Genomic DNA, 17,027 nt, shown 5'->3' with positions numbered 1-17,027 from the left:
CCGCCGACCGCCACGCGGCGGTCGCGGCCACCGCCGACCACATCCACTCCGTCGTGGCGGTCCTGCGGGAGCTGGACTTCGGGGACACCCCGCCCGCCCCCGCCTACCGCGTGGCAGTGGCGAAGGAGACGCACGATGCAGCCGTATGAACTGACGCTCACTGCCGCCGCCGACGCGATCGGGGCACGCCGGCTGTCCCCCGTCGAGCTGACCGACTCCGTGCTGGAACGCATCGAGCAGATGGAACCGCGCCTCCGGGCCTACGCCACCGTCGACGCGGAGGGTGCGCGCCGGGCGGCGCGCCAGGCCGAGAACGACATCGCGGCCGGCCGCCACCGCGGTCCGCTGCACGGCATCCCGATGGGCCTGAAGGACCTGATCGACGTCGCCGGTACGGCCACATCGGCCGGTTCCCGGGTGCGGTCCGGCCACCGCGCGCCGGCCGACAGCACCGTCGCAGCACGCCTGTCGGCGGCCGGAGCGGTCCTGCTCGGCAAGACCCACACGCACGAGTTCGCCTACGGACTGACCACCCCGCAGACCCACAACGCCTGGGACCCCGGCCGGGTCGCCGGCGGCTCCAGCGGCGGATCGGCCGTCGCCGTCGCCGCCGGCACCGCCACCTTCGCCCTGGGCACCGACACCGGCGGATCCATCCGGGTGCCCGCCGCGCTGAACGGGGTCGTCGGCCTCAAGCCGACCTACGGCCTCGTCCCGCGCCACGGCGTCACGTCCCTGTCCTGGTCCCTGGACCACGTCGGCCCGATCGCCCGCACCGCCGAGGACGCGGCCCTGGTCCTGGCGGCCCTGGCCGGCCACGACCCCCGCGACCCCGCCTCGGTGACCACGCCCCCCGCGCACTACCGGCCGGGCCCGGACCCGGATCTGACCGGCCTGCGGATCGGTGTGCCGCGCACCTACTACTTCGACCACGTCGACCCGGAGGTGACAGCCGCCGTCCGGAGCGCGATCGGCCGGCTCCAGGCACTCGGTGCCCGCCTCGTCGACGTCGACATCCCCATGACCCGCTACATCCAGGCCACCCAGTGGGGCCTGATGGTGCCCGAGGCCACCGCCTACCACGAGAGCAGCCTGCGCACGGTCCCCGAGCTCTACCAGGCCGACGTCCGGATCCTCCTGGAGGCCGGTGAACTGATGACCGCCGGGGACTACCTGCGGGCGCAGCGCTCGCGCACCCTCATGAGGCGGGAATGGGCGCGGCTGCTGCGGGAGGTCGACCTGGTCGCCGCCCCCAGCGTGCCGATGACCGCCGTCGCGGCCGGCCAGGAGACGGTCACCTGGGCCGACGGCACCGTCGAGGGCGTCTCCGACGCCTATGTGCGGCTCTCGGCCCCGGCCAACATCACCGGCCTGCCCTCCCTCTCGGTCCCGGTCGGCCACGACTCGGCGGGGCTGCCGATCGGCATGCAGCTCCTCGGGCCGCCGCTCGGCGAGAGCCTGCTGCTGCGGGTCGGGCACGCCTGCGAACAGACAGGCCCGGCCCACGGTCTCGCGCCCGCGACCCGAGCAGCGCTGTGCTAGAAGCAATGGGTTCGCTTTAAGGTGGGTTCCGTGAGCAGGCAGATGGTGCGCCCCGGCGGGCGCAGCGCCCGGGTCCAGGCGGCGGTGCACACCGCCGTGCGCGAACTCGCCTCGGAGGTCGGCCGCGACGCCCTGACGGTGCCGATGGTCGCCCAGCGCGCCGGCGTGACACCGTCCACGATCTACCGCCGCTGGGGAGACCTGCAGGTGCTGCTGTCCGATGTGGCGGTCGAGCGGCTGCGGCCCGACACCGAACCCGGCGACCACGGCTCCCTGGCGTCCGACCTGACGGCCTGGGCCGAGCAGTTCCTCGACGAGATGTCCTCGCCCGCCGGCCGCGCCTACATCCGCGACGCCCTCCTCGGCGACCCGGACGGCGGCAACGCCGGCCAGTGCTCCGCCTACGCCGCCGAGCAGATCGACGTCATCCTGCGTCGCGCGTCCGAGCGGGGGGAGCCGGCCCCCGGTGCCGAGACGGTCATCGACCAGGTCGTCGCGCCCATGATGTACCGCATCCTGTTCCGGCCGGACGGGCTCGACACCGCCTACGCCCACCGGCTGGTGGCAGGAGTCCTCAGCCGATGAGGGGCTTCACCCAGCGCCGCCACCGCTCCTCGGGCGCGTAGCCGGCGGCACCCCACGCCCGGTGCGCGGTCTCGTTGCGCGTGAGCACCATGGCGTCCGCGCGCCGCCCGCCGAGCCGTACGAACCGCTCCTCGGCCGCGGCGAGCAGCGCGGAGGCGACGCCCCGGCGACGGTGGTCCGGATGCACGGCCAGCCGGTAGAGGTGGCAGCGCCAGCCGTCGAACCCCGCGATGACCGTGCCGGCCAGCTCGCCGCCCCGCTCGGCCAGGAGCAGGGCCTCGGGATCGCGCGCGACCAGCCGCTCCACGCCACCGCGGTCGTCGCTGATGCTCGTGCCCTCGGCGGCCACCTTCCAGAAGGCCAGCACGGTGTCGAGGTCCTCGGGCGTCGCGGCCCGGATGCGCAGCTCCGTCATGCCGTGATCACATCACGCACCGCCGGCCGGGACAGGCCGTTCCACCATGCGGACGTCAGGCCCCGCGCACCCGGGCCATGACCGGAGCGAACGCCTCCATGCAGGGCTCCAGGACCGTGAAGTACGTGAAGCCGTAGCGCTTGCGCCGGGCCAGGACCTGCTCCGCCAGCTCGTCCGGCGTGCCGACCAGGGAGACGGGAAGGTCCAGCACCTGCTCCACCGTCAGGTCCGGCACGAGTTCCAGGAACGGCTGGACGGCGGCCTCCCGGTCCTCCGTGCCGATCACCACCTGAAGCAGCAGGTTGAGCTCGGGCTGCTCCTCGCGGTGCCGCGCGAACTCCCGCCACCGCGCCACGCGTTCGTCGAGCTCCTCCGCGGTGATCGGCGTCAGCTGCCCGGTCGTGCTGCCCGGTACCGTACGCGCCCCGGTGAACGCCGCGATGTCGGCGTGCTCGGCACTCAGCCGCAGCATGCGGTCGCCGTTCCCGCCGATCAGCAGCGGCACCCGGGGCCGCTGCGCCGCCTGCGGCCGGTGCTCGTCCGAGCCCAGCAGCCGCCCCAGCTCCTCGACCGTGCGCCGCAGATGGTCCACCCGCTCGCCCGGCGAGCCGAACGGCAGCCCGGCCGACTCGTGCTCCGCCCGCACATAGCCGGTGCCCAGGCCGAGCTCCAGACGGCCGCCCGTGAGCGCGTCCGTCGTCGCCACCTCGCGGGCCAGCAGCGTCGGGTTCCAGAAGCCCGCGTTGAGCGTGAAGGTGCCCAGCCGCGGACGCTCGGTGGCCTCCGCCGCCGCCACGAGCGCGGGAAAGGGCGCGGGCATGCCCAGATGGTCGGGGACCAGGATCACGTCGTACCCCAGCTCCTCGGCCCGGCGGCACTTGGCGCGCCACTCCCCGGCGGACGCCGGTTGCAGCAGGTTGACCCCGAAGCGGAACGGACGCGACATGAACTCTCCTCACACAGAAGCGACTTGAGTACCCGCCGCGATTCCATCACTCGTGTGCGATGGCCGCCAGTACGTTCATGCGGGACGCGCGCAACGCCGGCAGCAGCGCCGCCACGACCCCGATCACCGCGGAACCGATCACCACGGCGACGATCGTGACCCACGGGATCGCGAGGGCCGCCATGCCCTGGAGCGCGAGCACCTGCTGCGTGCACACCCCCCACACCAGCCCCAGGGCGAGCCCCAGGACCGCGCCGAACACGGCGATCACCACCGACTCCAGCCGGATCATCCGCCGCAGCTGACGCCGGGCCAGGCCGATCGCCCGCAGCAGCCCGATCTCCCGGGTGCGCTCGACGACCGACAAGGCGAGGGTGTTGACCACGCCGAGCACCGCGATGATGATCGCCAGGCCCAGCAGCGCGTACACGAGGTAGAGCAGGACGGCGATCTGGTCGTGGACGAGCTGCTTGTAGTCGGCCAGGTCCCGCACCTGCACCTGCGGATACGGGTCCAGGGTCGCCTCCAGCCGCGCGCGCAGCTCGTCGTCGCCCGTGCCGGGGGCGGCGTTGACGTACAGCGCGGAGTCCTGCCCGCCGGGCGCGTACCGCTCCAGCGTGCCGAGACCGAAGTAGAGCCCGCCCTGCGTGCCGAACCCCTCGGCGGCGTCCTGGTCGGTGAGGGCGCCGACGGTCAGCTCGGCCGAGCGTCCGCCCTGGAACTCCACCGGGACGGTGCTCCCCGCCCGTACGCCGTGGTCGCGGGCGAAGTCCCGGTCCATGGCCAGGCGCCCGTCCGCGAGCGCGGCCGCCGAGTCCCCTGCCGTGTAGGTGATGTTGGCGACCTCGTCGAGCCGCGGATCGTAGCCCGCCGCGGTCGTCTCCACGCGGTCGCCGTCCGGCAGCCGCACCGCGACCGGCGTGAACCGCCCCCGTACGACGAGGCCCACGCCCTCGGTGGCGCGCACCTCGTCGGTCACCTCCTCGGGGAACGGCAGGAAGTTGGTGTTCTGGATGACGAAGTCGGCACCCAGCGTCCTGTCGATCTGCCGGTCGAACGACGCGGTCATCGACTCGCTCGCCACCGACATGCCGCCGACCAGGGCGAGACCGACCATCAGGGCGGCCGCGGTGGCCCCGGTACGGCGGGGATTGCGCAGGGCGTTGCGCTGGCTCATCCGGCCGATCGAACCGAACAGCGCGGGGAAGGCCCCGCCGAGCACGCGGATCACCGGGCGCACCAGCAGCGGACCGGCGATCACCGTCGCGATCAGGGTCAGCACGACCCCGAGGCCCAGCAGGGACGCCGCCGACGCCGTCCGCTCGGACACGGCGCATCCCGCGAGCGCCGCCGCCCCGGCCGCCCCGACGACCGTGCCCGCCACCGCGCGCACCCGCAGCGGCCGGCCCACCCCGGCGACCTCGGCGTCCGACAGCGCCGCCATCGGCGAGACGCCCGCGGCCCGCCGCGCCGGCAGGTACGCGGCGACGAAGGTGACGCCGAGACCGACGACGTACGCCGCCACGGGCGTCACCCAGCCGATGACCATCTCGTCGGCGTCGATGTTCATGCCGAGCAGACCCATCAGCTCGATGAGCCCGGCCGCGAGCCCGATGCCCACCGCGAGCCCCAGCGTGGAGCCGGCCAGGCCGAGCAGCAGGGCCTCGGTGAGCACCGAGCGGCGGACCTGGCGCCGGTCGGCGCCTAGGGCGCGCAGCAGCCCCAGCTCACGGGTGCGCTGCGCGATGAGCATGGAGAAGGTGTTGACGATCAGGAACACGCCGACCAGCACGGCGATCCCGGCGAAGCCGAGCATCACGTACTTGATGACGTCGAGGAACCCGCCCAGCTGCTCGACGTCGGACTCGGCCTGCTCGTCGGCCGTCCGGAAGTCGTAGGTGTGCGGGCCGAGCGCGGCGGCCACGCGCTGCTTGAGCTGCTCGTCGCCGACCCCGTCGGCCGCGTCGACCGAGATGCTGGTGGCGGCCCGTGGGTCGCCCAGCAGTTTCGTCCGCGCGGTGGACGGGTCGAGGAAGACCAGCGCGGCGCCCGGGTTGGTGGTGGTGAACGTGACGATGCCGACGACCCGGACCTCGAACGACCCGGGCGGCGCGATCACGGTGAGGGTGTCGCCGATCGCCACGTCCTTGCGGTCGGCGGTCTCCGAGTCGAGCAGCGCCTGGCCGGGCCCGCGCGGGGCGTGCCCCGAGGTCAGCTCCACGGGGCTGCGCTCGTTCGGGTTCCAGGCGTTGCCGAGCGTGGGTGCCCCGGTGGTCGGGCCCACCGGCTCGTTGTTCTCGTCGGCGACCGTGAGGCCGTTCACGTCCACCTCGGCGCGGGCCGCCGCGACCCCGTCGATCTGCCGCACCCGTTCGGCGAGCGCGGCCGGCAGGGTCGCCGTCCGGCCGGAGGGCACCGCCTCGTCGAGGTCCTCCTTCGGGCTGACGGTGACATCGGCGGCGGTGGAGGCGAACAGCCGGTCGAAGGTGCGGCTGACGGTGTCCGAGAAGATCAGGCTCCCCGTGACGAACGCGACGGACAGCAGGACGGCGAGCGCGGAGAGCAGCAGCCGCCCCTTGTGCGCCAGGAAGCTCCTCAGGGTCGCCTTGAGCACGGGATCAGCTCTCCTCGAAGCGCGTGCGGATCACGTCGAACCGCTTCATCCGCTCCAGCACCGCTTCCGCCGTCGGCCGCGGCATCTCGTCGACGATCCGGCCGTCCCCGAGGAAGAGCACCAGGTCCGAGTGGGCGGCGGCGCCCGGGTCGTGGGTGACCATGACGACGGTCTGGCCGAGCTGGTCCACCGCCTCGCGCAGGAAGCCGAGCACCTCCAGGCCGGCGCGCGAGTCGAGGTTGCCGGTCGGCTCGTCCGCGAAGATCAGCTCGGGCCGCGAGGCCAGCGCCCGCGCACAGGCCACGCGCTGCTGCTGACCGCCGGAGAGCTGGGAGGGCCGGTGCCCGAGCCGGTCCCGCAGGCCGAGCGTGTCGATGACCTGGTCCAGCCACTTCTCGTCGGGCTTCCTGCCGGCGATGTCCATGGGCAGGGTGATGTTCTCCAACGCGTTCAGGGTCGGGATGAGGTTGAACGACTGGAACATGAACCCGATCCGGTCCCGGCGCAACCGGGTCAGCTCCCGCTCCCGCAGCCCGGTGATCTCGGTGTCGCCGAGCCACACCCGCCCGGCCGAGACGGTGTCGAGCCCCGCCAGGCAGTGCATCAGCGTCGACTTCCCGGAGCCCGACGGCCCCATCACCGCGGTGAACCGGCCGCGCACGACGTCCACGTCCACCGAGTCGAGCGCCAGCACGGTCGTCTCGCCCGAGCCGTACGCCTTGGTCAGACCGCGGGCGCGGGCCGCGATCCCGTCGGTCGGCGCGAGGCCGGGGGCGTGCTCCGCAGCAGGTGTGGACAAGGCCGCCTCCTTGAGGGTCTGCGTCAGGACCTCCTGGCTCTACCCGAGGGTAATGTGACACGGCCCACACTCGGCATCCTTCGTGGGTCGGACTCCCGCCCTTGCCGGTGCTAGCGTCCGCGCGCTAGCTTCGAGGTATGGCGAAGACCCAGCTGAACGTGCGCGTCGACGAGGGCACCGCCCGCGCCGCCCGCGAGCGCGCCCTGGCCCGCGGGATGAGCGTCAACCGCTACATCGAGGAGCTGGTCAGACAGGACACCGGCGAGGTGGGCCACACGTTCGTGGAGGCCGCCGCCGACTTCATGAAGCAGTACGAGTCCGTCTTCGCCGAGGAGTTCGGCCCGGACCGTGAGGGCACGCGAGAAGGTCGCCACTGAACCGTTGAACAACCTCGAGATCGACCTCGCCTGGCTGCTGATGCTCGCCGAGCAGAAAACCCCCGGCGACCCGCAGGTGACCGACTGGGGAGCCCTCGTCGCCGCCGTCGCCCGCCACCAGGCCCGGATCTTCGACGTCCCCGTCTACGACGGCCCGCACGCCCGCGCCGCCGCGCTGCTCCAGCTCCTCATCCACGTCCCCGCGCTGGAACGCTCCAACGCCCTGTTCGCCTCCGCCGTCGCCTACGCCTACCTCGTCGCCAGCGGCGCCAAGGTCGTCACCTCGCCCGAGCAGGTCCGCGACCTCGCCCGGCTGGTCAAGAGCGGCGAGGCGTCCGTACGGGACATCGAGCGGGAGCTGCGCCAGTGGAGCCTGTGACTACGCGCCGGCCCCCGGGCGCCAGGCCGTGCCCATGACGCAGTACGAGGTGGGCAGCACCGGCCCCTGCTCCGGCATCATCACCCGTCGGTAGGGGCCGAGCTCGAACCCGGCGTCCCGCAGCTCCCGCACGGGCTCCCGCGACAGATGGCAGCCGCCGTTCAGCACCGGCCACAGCGTCCGGTCCAGCGCGTGCTGCGTGCGGGTCATGACCCGGCCGCCGCCCCGGCCGTGCTCGAAGAACCGCACCTCACCGCCGGGCCGCAGCACCCGCCGCAGCTCCCCGAGCGCCCGGGGCACGTCCCGCACACTGCACAGCACCAACGACACCACGGCCGCGTCGAAGCCCTCGCTCTTGACCGGCAGCGCCTCGGCCGCACCCGGCACCACGTCCACCGGGACGTCGGCGCGCAGGGCCGCCTCGACGGCCAGCCGCCGCAGCCGCCGCTCCGGTTCGATGGCCACGACCTCCGCGACGGTGCCGGGGTAGTGCGCGAAGTTCAGCCCGTTGCCCGCGCCGATCTCGATCACCCGCCCGGACAGCCCGCCGAGCAGTCTCTCGCGCACCCGGCCCATGCCCAGCCGGGTCTCGGCGTGCACGCTGACCCGGGCGTAGTAGCGGGCGAACAGCGGATGGCGCACGGCATCCCGCGGCACCTTGCCGGAGCGGAGCGGCATGGGGACCTCCCTGACGAGGCGGGCTACCGCGATTCTCCCCCGCGGGGACCCGGCGCACCCCTGCCCGCCGGCGACGCCGACGAGCCGGCTGGCCCGCGGCGGCCCGTCCTCGACTCCGGCCGGGCGAGTTCCGCCGCCAGCAGCTGCGCCGTCCCGGCCACCAGAGGGTTGTCGGCCGGGGCGTCCTCCTCCGGCTGGGTGGTCAGGACGGACATCACGATCGGGGGGCCGTCCGGCGGCCAGGTGAGGCCCACGTCGTGGTTGCCGCCGTACCGCCCGCCGCCGGTCTTGTCGGCGATCAGCCAGTCGGCCGGCAGGGCCTTGCGGAACTTCTCGGCGCTCGTGGTGTTGCGGAGCAGCCAGTCCGTCAGCCGGGCCCGGTCCCGCGGCTGAAGCGCGTCGCCGAGCACCAGGCGGGCGTAGGTCCGGCCGATGGCGCGCGGGGAGGTCGTGTCGGTCACGCGCCAGGGTTCCGCGCTGTTGAGCTCGGGCTCCCACCGGTCGAGCCGGGTGACCCCGTCACCGACCGAGCGGGCGAACCGCGTGATCGCGGTCGGTCCGCCCAGCTCCTTCAGCAGCAGGTTGCCCGCGGTGTTGTCGCTGAACCGGATGGTGGCGTCGCAGAGTTCGGCGACGGTCATGCCGGTCGCGACGTGGTCCTCGGTGACGGGGGAGTGGCCGGAGTCCGTGACGTACTCCTGGGTGTAGTGGACGCGTCGGGCCAGGAACTCGCCGTCGCGGTCGAGGTCGCGCAGGACGGCCGCGGCGGCGAGCGTCTTGAAGACCGAGGCCATGGGGAAGAGCTCGTCGGCCCGGTACGCCACCGTCCGGCCCGTGCGCAGGTTGCGGGCGTACACCCCCAGGCGGGCGGTGTGTTCCTGCTCCAGTTTCCGCAGCCGCGCGGTGACGCCGCCGGTGCGCGGTAAGGCCTGGGCCGAGCCGCCGCCCCAGGAGAGAGCGGCGGCCGCGCCCAGCACGAGGGCCGCGCGGCGGGACGGGCGTGAGTGTCGGGTGTGCACGGTGTTCCCTTCGGAGGTGATCACGTACGAAGGTCAACACGTGCGCAACGTCCGCGCCGGTTTCACCGCACGGCCGCGGGACTCTCAGGAGGCCGGCGGCGCCTCCCGCACCCGGAACGCCTCCGCGTCCCACGTGCCGTCCAGGCGGGGCGCCAGCCAGTGCGGCGCGGCCGCCCGGAAGGCGGCGGGGGCGAGGGCCCCCGACCGGGCGGGCACCGAGCCCAGCAGCGGCGCCCCGGCCACGTCCGGCAGGTCCGCGAGATTGCAGCGCGCGGCGAGATCCGGTTCCGCGGGCCAGCTCCCGATCACCACACCCGCGGGCTCCAGCCCCCGGGAGCGGAGTTCGTGGGCCGTCAGCTCCGTCGTGTTCAGCGTGCCCAGCCCGGCCGGCGCCACGATCAGCACCGGAGCCGACAGCAGCCCGGCCGCGTCCGCCAGCGTGCCGCCGGCCGCGTCGAACCGTACGAGCAGCCCGCCCGCCCCCTCCACCAGCACCAGGTCGTGCTCGGTGGCCAGCTTGGCGGCGGCCTCCGCGACCTCGTGCGGATGCACCGGGGCGCGACCGGCCCGGCGGGCTGCCGTGGCCGGCGCCAACGGCTCCGGATAGCGGTCGAGTTCGGCCGTCGTCACCGCTCCCGCGAGACGCGCGACCTCCGCGGCGTCCCCCGGTTCGTCCGGGCGCACGCCCGTCTGCGCGGCCTTCAGCACGGCCACCGAACGGCCGGCCGCCAGGGCCGTCGCGGCGACGGCGGCGGTCACCACCGTCTTGCCGACCTCCGTGCCCGTGCCCGTGATCACCAGTACCGGCATGTCATCACCCCGATCGTCCTTCCCGCGCCGCCGCGCACACCGCCCGCGCGATCCGCGCCAGGTCCGCGTCGCCCGTGACGTACGGCGGCATGGTGTAGATCAGATCGCGGAACGGCCGCAGCCACACGCCCTCGCGCACGGCCGCCGCCGTCGCCGCCTCCATGTCCACGGCGTGGTCCAGCTGCACGACCCCGATGGCGCCGAGGACCCGTACGTCCGTCACACCCGGCAGGCCCGAGGCCGCCGCGAGCCCGTCCCGCAGCCCCGCCTCGATCCGCTTGACCTCCGCGAGCCAGTCCTGGCCCAGCAGCAGCTCGATCGAGGCGCAGGCCACGGCCGCCGCCAGCGGGTTGCCCATGAAGGTCGGCCCGTGGGCGAGCACCGGGACCTCGCCCCGCGAGATGCCGTCGGCCACCCGCGCGGTGCACAGCGTCGCCGCCATCGTCAGATAGCCGCCGGTCAGCGCCTTGCCCACGCACATCACATCCGGCGTCACCGCCGCGTGCTCCGCCGCGAACAGCGCGCCCGTGCGGCCGAAACCGGTGGCGATCTCGTCGAACACCAGCAGCACGCCGTGCGCGTCGCACGCCTCCCGCAGCACCCGCAGATACGCGGGGGAGTGGAACCGCATCCCGCCCGCGCCCTGCACCACCGGCTCGACGATCACCGCCGCCAGCTCGTCGGCGTGCCGCCCGATCAGCGACCGCAGGTGCTCGGCGTACGTCTCGTCGTACTCCGCCGGGGGCGGGTCCGCGAACACCTGGCGCTGGAGCACCCCGGTCCACAGCTCGTGCATCCCGCCCTCGGGGTCGCACACCGACATCGGCTGCCAGGTGTCGCCGTGGTAGCCGCCGCGCCAGGTCAGCAGCCGCTGCTTGCCGGGACGGCCCAGCGAGCGCCAGTACTGCAGGCACATCTTGACCGCGACCTCGACCGACACCGACCCGGAGTCGGCGAGGAAGACGTGCTCCAGGCCCTCGGGCGACAGGTCGACCAGAAGCTTCGCCAGCCGTACGGCGGGCTCGTGGGTGAGCCCGCCGAACATCACGTGGCTCATCCGCCCGAGCTGCTCGCGCGCGGCCTCGTTCAGCACCGGGTGGTTGTAGCCGTGGATCGCCGACCACCAGGACGACATGCCGTCGACCAGTTCCCCGGAGCCGTCCGCGAGCCGCAGCCGCACCCCGCTCGCCGACTCCACGACGAGCGGTTCCTGCCGGCCGGGCATCGGCCCGTACGGGTGCCACACATGCCGCCGGTCGAGCTCCAGCAGCTCGGGCACCGTCAGCTCGGGCACTGTCTGCTCGGGCACTGTCTGCTCGGGCACCGTCCGCTCAGGCATTGGGCGCGAGGTCCGTCCCGGCGCCCCGGCGGCGCACGGCGACCAGGTCGGTACGGGGCTCACCGGCCGGCGCGGCGGGCGCGGAACCGCACACGCCGTCCCCCTCGGACCCCTCGGAGCCGCAGCCGCCACCGCTCCCGCAGCCGCCGGCGGCCCGGTGCTCCGGCAGCGTCACCTGGTCGGTGCCCTCCACCTCGAACCCGGCGTCCGCGATCATCTCCAGGTCGGCCTTGCCCGCCTGACCCTCGCTGGTGAGGTAGTCGCCGAGGAAGATCGAGTTGGCCAGGTGCAGGGCGAGCGGCTGCATCGTGCGCAGATGGACCTCGCGCCCGCCCGCGATGCGGACCTCCACGTCCGGGCAGACGAACCGCGTCATCGCCAGGATCCGCAGGCACCGCTGCGGCGTCAGGTTCCACTCCTTGGCCAGCGGGGTGCCCTCGAACGGGATGAGGAAGTTGACCGGAACCGAGTCCGGGTCCAGCTCGCGCAGCGAGAAGACGACGTCGACCAGGTCCTCGTCCGTCTCGCCCATGCCGGCGATCAGCCCCGAGCAGGCGGACAGGCCCGCCGCGTGGGCCTTGTTGACCGTGTCGACGCGGTCGGCGTACGTGTGCGTGGTCGTGATGTCCCCGTACGTCGCCTCGGACGTGTTGAGGTTGTGGTTGTAGGCGTCGGCGCCCGCCTCGCGCAGCCGCTCGGCCTGGCCGTCGGAGAGCAGCCCGAGGCAGGCGCACACCTCGACGCCCTCGTTCTTCTCCTTGATCGTCCGGATCGTCTCGGAGACCCGGTCCACGTCCCGGTCGGTCGGGCCGCGCCCGCTGGCCACCAGGCACACCCGCTTGGCGCCCCCCGCCACACCGGCCGCCGCCGCGTCGGAGGCCTGGTCGGGTTTGAGCCAGGTGTACTTCAGGATCCCGGCCTCGGAACCGAGCCGCTGCGAACAGTAGGAGCAGTCCTCGGGGCACAGGCCGGACTTCAGGTTGACGAGATAGTTGAGTTTCACCCGCCGGCCGAACCAGTGCCGGCGCACCTTCCCGGCCGCGGCCACCACATCGAGCAGGTCGTCGTCGGACGTCGCGAGGACGGCCAGTGCTTCGTCACGGGTCGGCAGCTCGCGCCGAAGCCCCTTGTCCACCAGCGTGTTCAGCAGGTCCATGGAAGCCGATCCTGTCCTACGGAGCGGCCCGCGGCCAAGGAGAGTTCGCACAACAGAGTCGCTTCGAGGTGTGGGTATTGCCACACAGTGACCTGCGGGAGGTCCCGCTAGTGTCTGTGCACTGCCTACAAATTCCCCGGAGGACCACCCATGGCGTTCGGCTGGATCGACGAGCAGGCGCGGTTGCGCCGCCGCGCCGGACTCGTACGGACCCTGCGCCCCCGTCCGGCCGCCTCGCCGCTCCTCGACCTGGCGAGCAACGATTATCTGGGCCTCGCCCGCCACCCCGAGGTCACCGAGGGCGCGTCCCGCGCCGCGACGACCTGGGGCGGCGGCTCGACGGGCTCCCGGCTCGTCACCGGCAGTACCGAACTGCACGCGGAGCTGGAACGGGAACTGGCCGATTTCTGCGGTGCGGAGGCGGCCCTGGTCTTCTCCTCCGGCTACGCGGCCAACCTCGCGGCGGTCACCGCGCTGGCCCCGCACGACTCGCTGATCGTCTCCGACGCGGGCAACCACGCCTCGCTCATCGACGGCTGCCGACTGGCCCGCGGCACGACCCAGGTCGTGGCGCACGCCGAGCCGGAGGCCGTGCGCAAGGCGCTGGCGAGCCACGAGGGGCCGGCGATCGCGGTGTCCGACACGGTCTTCTCGGTCGACGGCGACGCGGCCCCGCTCGCCGCGCTCGCCGAGGCCTGCCGGGAGCACGGCGCCGGACTGGTCGTCGACGACGCCCACGGCCTGGGCGTCCTCGGCGACGGCGGCCGCGGCGCCCCGCACGCGGCGGGACTCGCGGGCGCCGACGACGTCGTCGTGACGCTCACGCTGTCCAAATCGCTCGGCAGCCAGGGCGGGGCCGTCCTCGGCCCGGCCCGGGTCGTCGACCACCTGGTCAACGCGGCACGGACGTTCATCTTCGACACCGGACTCGCCCCCGCCGCGGCGGGGGCGGCCCTCGCGGCCCTGCGCCTGCTGCGCCGCGAGCCGGAGCGGGCGGCGCGGGCCCGCGCGGTGGCGGGCGAGCTGTACGCGGGCCTGACCGCCGCGGGTCTGGAAGCGGTGCGTCCGGACGCCGCGGTGGTCTCGGTGCGGGCGCCCTCTCCCGAGGACGCCGTGCGCTGGGCGGCCGAGTGCCGCGCGGCGGGCCTGGCCGTGGGCTGTTTCCGTCCTCCTTCCGTGCCGGACGGCATCTCACGGCTCAGGCTGACCGCCCGCGCGGACCTGACCGGTCAGCAGATCGAACGCGCTGTACGGCTGATCGGCGAGACGCGACCATGAGTCGGCGTGACACGGCCGTGCGTCGCACGATGGCGGGCTGATCGGACGGGGTTCACATACGGTCCACCGCGGCCGTGAACTCCGCCCAGCTCCTCGGGGAGAAGAGCAGCGCGGGCCCGGTCGGGGCCTTGGAGTCGCGCACGGCGAGGAGTCCGGCCCAGGGAGGAGTGTCCGGACACGCGGTCTCGACGCAGTTGTTCGCGCCGGTGCTGTAGCTGCTGCGCAGCCACCGCACACCGTGCAGTTCGATGCTTGAGGGGACATGACGAGGCAGTGCACGCATTGGTGCCTCCTTACGCGCCGGCGGCTGTCCCGGCGATGAAATCCAACGAGTCCTCGGGCGAAAGGGCGTGGATCTGAAGGGCGTTGAAGGCCTCCGTGTAGGCCCGGAGGTCTTCTTTCCGTTCGAGATAGAGGCTACTCGTCAAGTGGTCGAGAACAACCACATCCAGATCAGAAGTGCTCGAAAATGAGAAGACAACGAAAGGGCCGGTGACACCGATGTGCGCCCCGGCGGCGAACGGCAGCACCTGGAGCCTTACTTGGGGCAGCCGTGCCGCCTCGACCAGGCGTTCCAGCTGCCGGGCCATGACCCCGGGCCCGCCCACCTCGCGGCGCAGCACCGCCTCGTCCAGCACGGCGCTCAGTTCCAGCGGCGGATCCGCGCGCAGGACGTCCTGCCTGGCCAGCCGCACTTCGACGAGTGTGTCGAGCCGGTCCTCCGACAGCCCCTCCACCGCGGCCCTCGTCACCGCACGCGCGTACTCGGGCGTCTGGAGCAGGCCCGGGACGACGGTGGTCTCCAGGGTGCGCATCGCGCTGGCCTGGGACTCCAGGCTGATGAAATCCCGGTAGGTCGGCGGCAGCACCCCGCGGTAGGCGTGCCACCAGTGGTGCCGGCCGTCGCTGTCCTCGGACCCCGCCAACACCATGAGCAACTCGCGAAGTTGGGAGTCTGCCACACCGTAGGCGTCGAGGAGTAACCGCACATCGGCCGGTTTCACCCCACTCGTGCCCGTCTCGATCCGGCTGACCTTCGACTGGTGCCAGCCCACCAGCCGGGCCGCCTCACCGCTGGTGAGCCCCGCCGAGGTGCGCAGCGCACGCAGTTCGGCGCCCAGTTTCCGCCGGCGCACCGCGGGACCGTGCTGCATGGCTCCTCCTTACTCCTTCCGAGCCACCCAAATACGGTCTCGCGTCGCAGAGTTCACCGCTTTGAGCGACAGATATATGCATATCTTGGTGGATCGCCGTCCTTCATGGGTGTTCTGGTGGCAGTCTGGCGACGAAGCACCAGTCCGGGACCGTACTCGAACCTTCCGCTCCGTGTCGGCCTGCGGTCCCGTGGGAAAGGGACGACGTCGCCATGGCAGACCATCTGGAAGCCTCCGTCACTCTGCCGAGCGATCCCGCCTCGGTCTCCGCAGCGCGCGCCTACGTGGTGGGCACGCTGGCGGAGTGGGGCCTGCCGGCGGACACGGAAGTGTCCGACACCATCCGGCTCATCATCTCCGAACTCGCCACCAACGCCGTCCAGCACACCTTCGGACAGTCGCCCACGTTCACCGTGGACGTCGAGCTCGACGGTGACGAGCACCTGCGCGTCGGTGTCACGGACAGTCACCCGCGCTTCCCCAGACGGCTCCCGGCCGCCGTCCAGCAGGACAACGGCCGCGGCCTGGCCATCATCCGCTGGCTGACCGCCGAGTACGGCGGCAGGCTCCGCGTCCGCCCCACCCGCGAGGGCGGCAAGACCATCTCCGTCGAACTCCCCTGGACGGTCCCGGCCCAGCCGGTGACGGCGGCGGGACAGCAGGAGCCGTAACGTCACAGCGGCGCATCCCCGGGCGTCTCGGGCACCGAAGCACCGGCCCGGCCCCCTTCGCGCCGGCCGCCACCGCCCGTCTCACCGGCGTCGCGCCGACGCCTCCCGACGCGGTGCCGTTCCCCGAAGCGCCGACGGCTGCCTGACGGTGTCCCGCAGCTGCGCCGGAACCCTGACGGTTCCCGACCGGGGTGAGGCCGGTTCCTCCGCCGTCCCGGCCGTCTCGTCACGCAGGCCCGCCCGCCGCACCAGCCGGGGGAGCAGCCCCCACAGGCCGACGCAGACCAGGAAGGTCGCCACGCTCGCGGCGATGCCGCCGGCCCGGCCGGTCGTCACATCGACCACCAGCAGTACGGAACCGCTGAACGCGAACACGAGCACGACCAGGCCGGTGCTGGCCAGGCGCGAGGAGACCTGCACGATGCGCGGCTTGGCGCCCTGCTGGAAGAGCGAGCGGTGCAGCGCGGCCGGCGCGGTGAACAGCGCCGCGGCCAGGACCGCCAGCAGCAGCGTGATGACGTAGGTGACGCGCTGGACCGTGTCGAGGTCCTCGAAGCGCGAGGTGAAGGCGAGCGACAGCAGGAAGGCGAAGAGGATCTGCACGCCCGTCTGGGTGACGCGGAGTTCCTGGAGCAGCTCGACGAAGTTGCGGTCGGCGCGCTGCAGCGGCGTCTCGTTGCGTGCGGTGCAGGGACGGTGCTCGGCCATGGGGGGACGGGTAACCACGTGAGCCCGTGTCACGCTCCGGCGTGCGGCGGCGCGTCAGGACGCCGCCGCACGCCGGGCGGCTACTTCACGCGCCCGTACCAGACGCTCTTGGTCCAGATCTTCTGCAGCCGCACCACGTCCCCGGTCTTCGGGGCGTGCCAGAGCTTGTTCTTACCCGCGTAGATACCGACGTGGTACACGCTCTTGCCCGAGTGGAAGAACACCAGGTCCCCCGCCTTGCGGTTCTTGGCGGAGATGTGGCGGGTCTTGTTGTACTGCTGGGCAGCCGTGCGGGGCAGTTTCTTGCCGGCCTTCTTGAACGAGTACAGCGTGAGCCCGGAGCAGTCGAACCGGTGCGGCCCGGTGGCGCCGTACTTGTAGGGCGAGCCCTTCTTCGAGGCCGCGATCTGGAGTGCCTTCGTCGCAGGCGTGGCTGCCGCGGCCTCCGAGGAGAAGCCGGGGGCCACGATCGAGCCGCCCACCGCGGCGATGGTGAGGGCCGAGGCCGTTCCGGCCCGGGCCATGAGCGACGGGACACGATTGAGCGCAGTCATGCG

The 17,027-nt window shown here is 73.1% G+C and carries 19 protein-coding genes; 6 read left to right on the top strand and 13 right to left on the bottom strand.

Annotated elements, in window-relative coordinates; all coding sequences use genetic code 11:
- The first annotated feature begins 135 nt into the window (after positions 1 to 135).
- Positions 136 to 1,542, top strand: coding sequence for an amidase (locus tag C1703_RS04880; protein WP_114250716.1), 1,407 nt, complete (start codon positions 136 to 138; stop codon positions 1,540 to 1,542).
- 42 nt (positions 1,543 to 1,584) lie between these two features.
- Complete coding sequence (locus C1703_RS04875; RefSeq protein WP_114250715.1) at positions 1,585 to 2,127, top strand: TetR/AcrR family transcriptional regulator; 543 nt, start codon at positions 1,585 to 1,587, stop codon at positions 2,125 to 2,127.
- On the opposite strand, the gene C1703_RS04870 is transcribed toward C1703_RS04875, so the two are convergent.
- From C1703_RS04870 to C1703_RS04855, 4 genes are read right to left on the bottom strand one after another with little or no spacing between them, the layout of a single operon-like run.
- Entirely contained in the window at positions 2,117 to 2,542 is a 426-nt protein-coding gene (locus tag C1703_RS04870; RefSeq protein ID WP_114250714.1) for a GNAT family N-acetyltransferase, read from the bottom strand. The two genes, C1703_RS04875 and C1703_RS04870, sit on opposite strands and share 11 nt — an antisense overlap.
- Before the next feature lie 55 nt (positions 2,543 to 2,597).
- Positions 2,598 to 3,488, bottom strand: a complete 891-nt coding sequence (locus tag C1703_RS04865) for an LLM class F420-dependent oxidoreductase (protein WP_114250713.1) — start codon at positions 3,486 to 3,488, stop codon at positions 2,598 to 2,600.
- 46 nt (positions 3,489 to 3,534) lie between these two features.
- Complete coding sequence (locus C1703_RS04860; protein ID WP_114250712.1) at positions 3,535 to 6,102, bottom strand: FtsX family ABC transporter permease; 2,568 nt, start codon at positions 6,100 to 6,102, stop codon at positions 3,535 to 3,537.
- Positions 6,103 to 6,106: 4 nt separating this feature from the next.
- On the bottom strand, positions 6,107 to 6,901 hold the full coding sequence (locus tag C1703_RS04855) for an ABC transporter ATP-binding protein (RefSeq protein WP_114250711.1): 795 nt from the start codon (positions 6,899 to 6,901) through the stop codon (positions 6,107 to 6,109).
- A gap of 137 nt (positions 6,902 to 7,038) precedes the next feature.
- On the opposite strand from C1703_RS04855, the gene C1703_RS04850 reads away from it, so the two are divergent.
- Positions 7,039 to 7,278, top strand: a complete 240-nt coding sequence (locus tag C1703_RS04850) for a hypothetical protein (protein ID WP_003988727.1) — start codon at positions 7,039 to 7,041, stop codon at positions 7,276 to 7,278.
- A gap of 4 nt (positions 7,279 to 7,282) precedes the next feature.
- On the top strand, positions 7,283 to 7,657 hold the full coding sequence (locus C1703_RS04845; protein ID WP_114250710.1) for a fic family toxin-antitoxin system, toxin component: 375 nt from the start codon (positions 7,283 to 7,285) through the stop codon (positions 7,655 to 7,657).
- On the opposite strand, the gene C1703_RS04840 is transcribed toward C1703_RS04845, so the two are convergent.
- The 5 genes from C1703_RS04840 to bioB all read right to left on the bottom strand — a co-directional run bounded on the left by C1703_RS04840 (position 7,658) and on the right by bioB (position 12,659).
- Positions 7,658 to 8,335 carry a class I SAM-dependent methyltransferase gene (locus C1703_RS04840; protein ID WP_114250709.1) on the bottom strand — a complete coding sequence of 226 codons (678 nt, stop codon included), beginning with the start codon at positions 8,333 to 8,335 and terminating at the stop codon, positions 7,658 to 7,660.
- A 23-nt stretch (positions 8,336 to 8,358) separates the two neighbouring features.
- Positions 8,359 to 9,354 (bottom strand): class A beta-lactamase, encoded by a 996-nt coding sequence (gene bla / locus C1703_RS04835; protein WP_232840412.1) that lies wholly within the window; start codon positions 9,352 to 9,354, stop codon positions 8,359 to 8,361.
- A gap of 84 nt (positions 9,355 to 9,438) precedes the next feature.
- Complete coding sequence (bioD, locus tag C1703_RS04830; RefSeq protein WP_114250707.1) at positions 9,439 to 10,164, bottom strand: dethiobiotin synthase; 726 nt, start codon at positions 10,162 to 10,164, stop codon at positions 9,439 to 9,441.
- A gap of 4 nt (positions 10,165 to 10,168) precedes the next feature.
- Positions 10,169 to 11,458 carry an adenosylmethionine--8-amino-7-oxononanoate transaminase gene (locus C1703_RS04825; RefSeq protein ID WP_114257301.1) on the bottom strand — a complete coding sequence of 430 codons (1,290 nt, stop codon included), beginning with the start codon at positions 11,456 to 11,458 and terminating at the stop codon, positions 10,169 to 10,171.
- 37 nt (positions 11,459 to 11,495) lie between these two features.
- Complete coding sequence (bioB, locus tag C1703_RS04820) at positions 11,496 to 12,659, bottom strand: biotin synthase BioB (RefSeq protein ID WP_114250706.1); 1,164 nt, start codon at positions 12,657 to 12,659, stop codon at positions 11,496 to 11,498.
- Between the two features lie 150 nt (positions 12,660 to 12,809).
- Between bioB and C1703_RS04815 the strand changes: the two genes are divergently transcribed.
- Positions 12,810 to 13,937 carry an 8-amino-7-oxononanoate synthase gene (locus C1703_RS04815; RefSeq protein WP_114250705.1) on the top strand — a complete coding sequence of 376 codons (1,128 nt, stop codon included), beginning with the start codon at positions 12,810 to 12,812 and terminating at the stop codon, positions 13,935 to 13,937.
- A 52-nt stretch (positions 13,938 to 13,989) separates the two neighbouring features.
- On the opposite strand, the gene C1703_RS04810 is transcribed toward C1703_RS04815, so the two are convergent.
- Together C1703_RS04810 and C1703_RS04805 are read right to left on the bottom strand one after the other, a co-directional pair.
- Complete coding sequence (locus tag C1703_RS04810; RefSeq protein ID WP_114250704.1) at positions 13,990 to 14,220, bottom strand: DUF397 domain-containing protein; 231 nt, start codon at positions 14,218 to 14,220, stop codon at positions 13,990 to 13,992.
- A 10-nt stretch (positions 14,221 to 14,230) separates the two neighbouring features.
- Positions 14,231 to 15,091, bottom strand: coding sequence for a helix-turn-helix transcriptional regulator (locus C1703_RS04805; RefSeq protein WP_114250703.1), 861 nt, complete (start codon positions 15,089 to 15,091; stop codon positions 14,231 to 14,233).
- 212 nt (positions 15,092 to 15,303) lie between these two features.
- On the opposite strand from C1703_RS04805, the gene C1703_RS04800 reads away from it, so the two are divergent.
- Positions 15,304 to 15,762 carry an ATP-binding protein gene (locus tag C1703_RS04800; protein WP_114250702.1) on the top strand — a complete coding sequence of 153 codons (459 nt, stop codon included), beginning with the start codon at positions 15,304 to 15,306 and terminating at the stop codon, positions 15,760 to 15,762.
- An 81-nt stretch (positions 15,763 to 15,843) separates the two neighbouring features.
- On the opposite strand, the gene C1703_RS04795 is transcribed toward C1703_RS04800, so the two are convergent.
- Together C1703_RS04795 and C1703_RS04790 are read right to left on the bottom strand one after the other, a co-directional pair.
- Complete coding sequence (locus C1703_RS04795) at positions 15,844 to 16,470, bottom strand: DUF6328 family protein (protein ID WP_114250701.1); 627 nt, start codon at positions 16,468 to 16,470, stop codon at positions 15,844 to 15,846.
- Between the two features lie 80 nt (positions 16,471 to 16,550).
- On the bottom strand, positions 16,551 to 17,024 hold the full coding sequence (locus C1703_RS04790) for a C40 family peptidase (RefSeq protein ID WP_114250700.1): 474 nt from the start codon (positions 17,022 to 17,024) through the stop codon (positions 16,551 to 16,553).
- Positions 17,025 to 17,027 lie beyond the last annotated feature (3 nt).

Source organism: Streptomyces sp. Go-475 (genome assembly GCF_003330845.1).
Taxonomy (GTDB): Bacteria; Actinomycetota; Actinomycetes; order Streptomycetales; family Streptomycetaceae; genus Streptomyces.
Note: the sequence above shows the minus strand (reverse complement) of the source record. Positions and strands in the feature narration are given on the sequence as shown.

Bases quoted from the DNA above. Each gene is read 5' to 3' on its own strand.
- C1703_RS04880 (WP_114250716.1), top strand. From the start codon at position 136: ATGCAGCCGTATGAACTGACGCTCACTGCCGCCGCCGACGCGATCGGG.
- C1703_RS04875 (WP_114250715.1), top strand. From the start codon at position 1,585: ATGGTGCGCCCCGGCGGGCGCAGCGCCCGGGTCCAGGCGGCGGTGCAC.
- C1703_RS04870 (WP_114250714.1), bottom strand. From the start codon at position 2,542: ATGACGGAGCTGCGCATCCGGGCCGCGACGCCCGAGGACCTCGACACC.
- C1703_RS04865 (WP_114250713.1), bottom strand. From the start codon at position 3,488: ATGTCGCGTCCGTTCCGCTTCGGGGTCAACCTGCTGCAACCGGCGTCC.
- C1703_RS04850 (WP_003988727.1), top strand. From the start codon at position 7,039: ATGGCGAAGACCCAGCTGAACGTGCGCGTCGACGAGGGCACCGCCCGC.
- C1703_RS04840 (WP_114250709.1), bottom strand. From the start codon at position 8,335: ATGCCGCTCCGCTCCGGCAAGGTGCCGCGGGATGCCGTGCGCCATCCG.
- bioD (WP_114250707.1), bottom strand. From the start codon at position 10,164: ATGCCGGTACTGGTGATCACGGGCACGGGCACGGAGGTCGGCAAGACG.
- bioB (WP_114250706.1), bottom strand. From the start codon at position 12,659: ATGGACCTGCTGAACACGCTGGTGGACAAGGGGCTTCGGCGCGAGCTG.
- C1703_RS04815 (WP_114250705.1), top strand. From the start codon at position 12,810: ATGGCGTTCGGCTGGATCGACGAGCAGGCGCGGTTGCGCCGCCGCGCC.
- C1703_RS04810 (WP_114250704.1), bottom strand. From the start codon at position 14,220: ATGCGTGCACTGCCTCGTCATGTCCCCTCAAGCATCGAACTGCACGGT.
- C1703_RS04805 (WP_114250703.1), bottom strand. From the start codon at position 15,091: ATGCAGCACGGTCCCGCGGTGCGCCGGCGGAAACTGGGCGCCGAACTG.
- C1703_RS04800 (WP_114250702.1), top strand. From the start codon at position 15,304: ATGGCAGACCATCTGGAAGCCTCCGTCACTCTGCCGAGCGATCCCGCC.
- C1703_RS04795 (WP_114250701.1), bottom strand. From the start codon at position 16,470: ATGGCCGAGCACCGTCCCTGCACCGCACGCAACGAGACGCCGCTGCAG.
- C1703_RS04790 (WP_114250700.1), bottom strand. From the start codon at position 17,024: ATGACTGCGCTCAATCGTGTCCCGTCGCTCATGGCCCGGGCCGGAACG.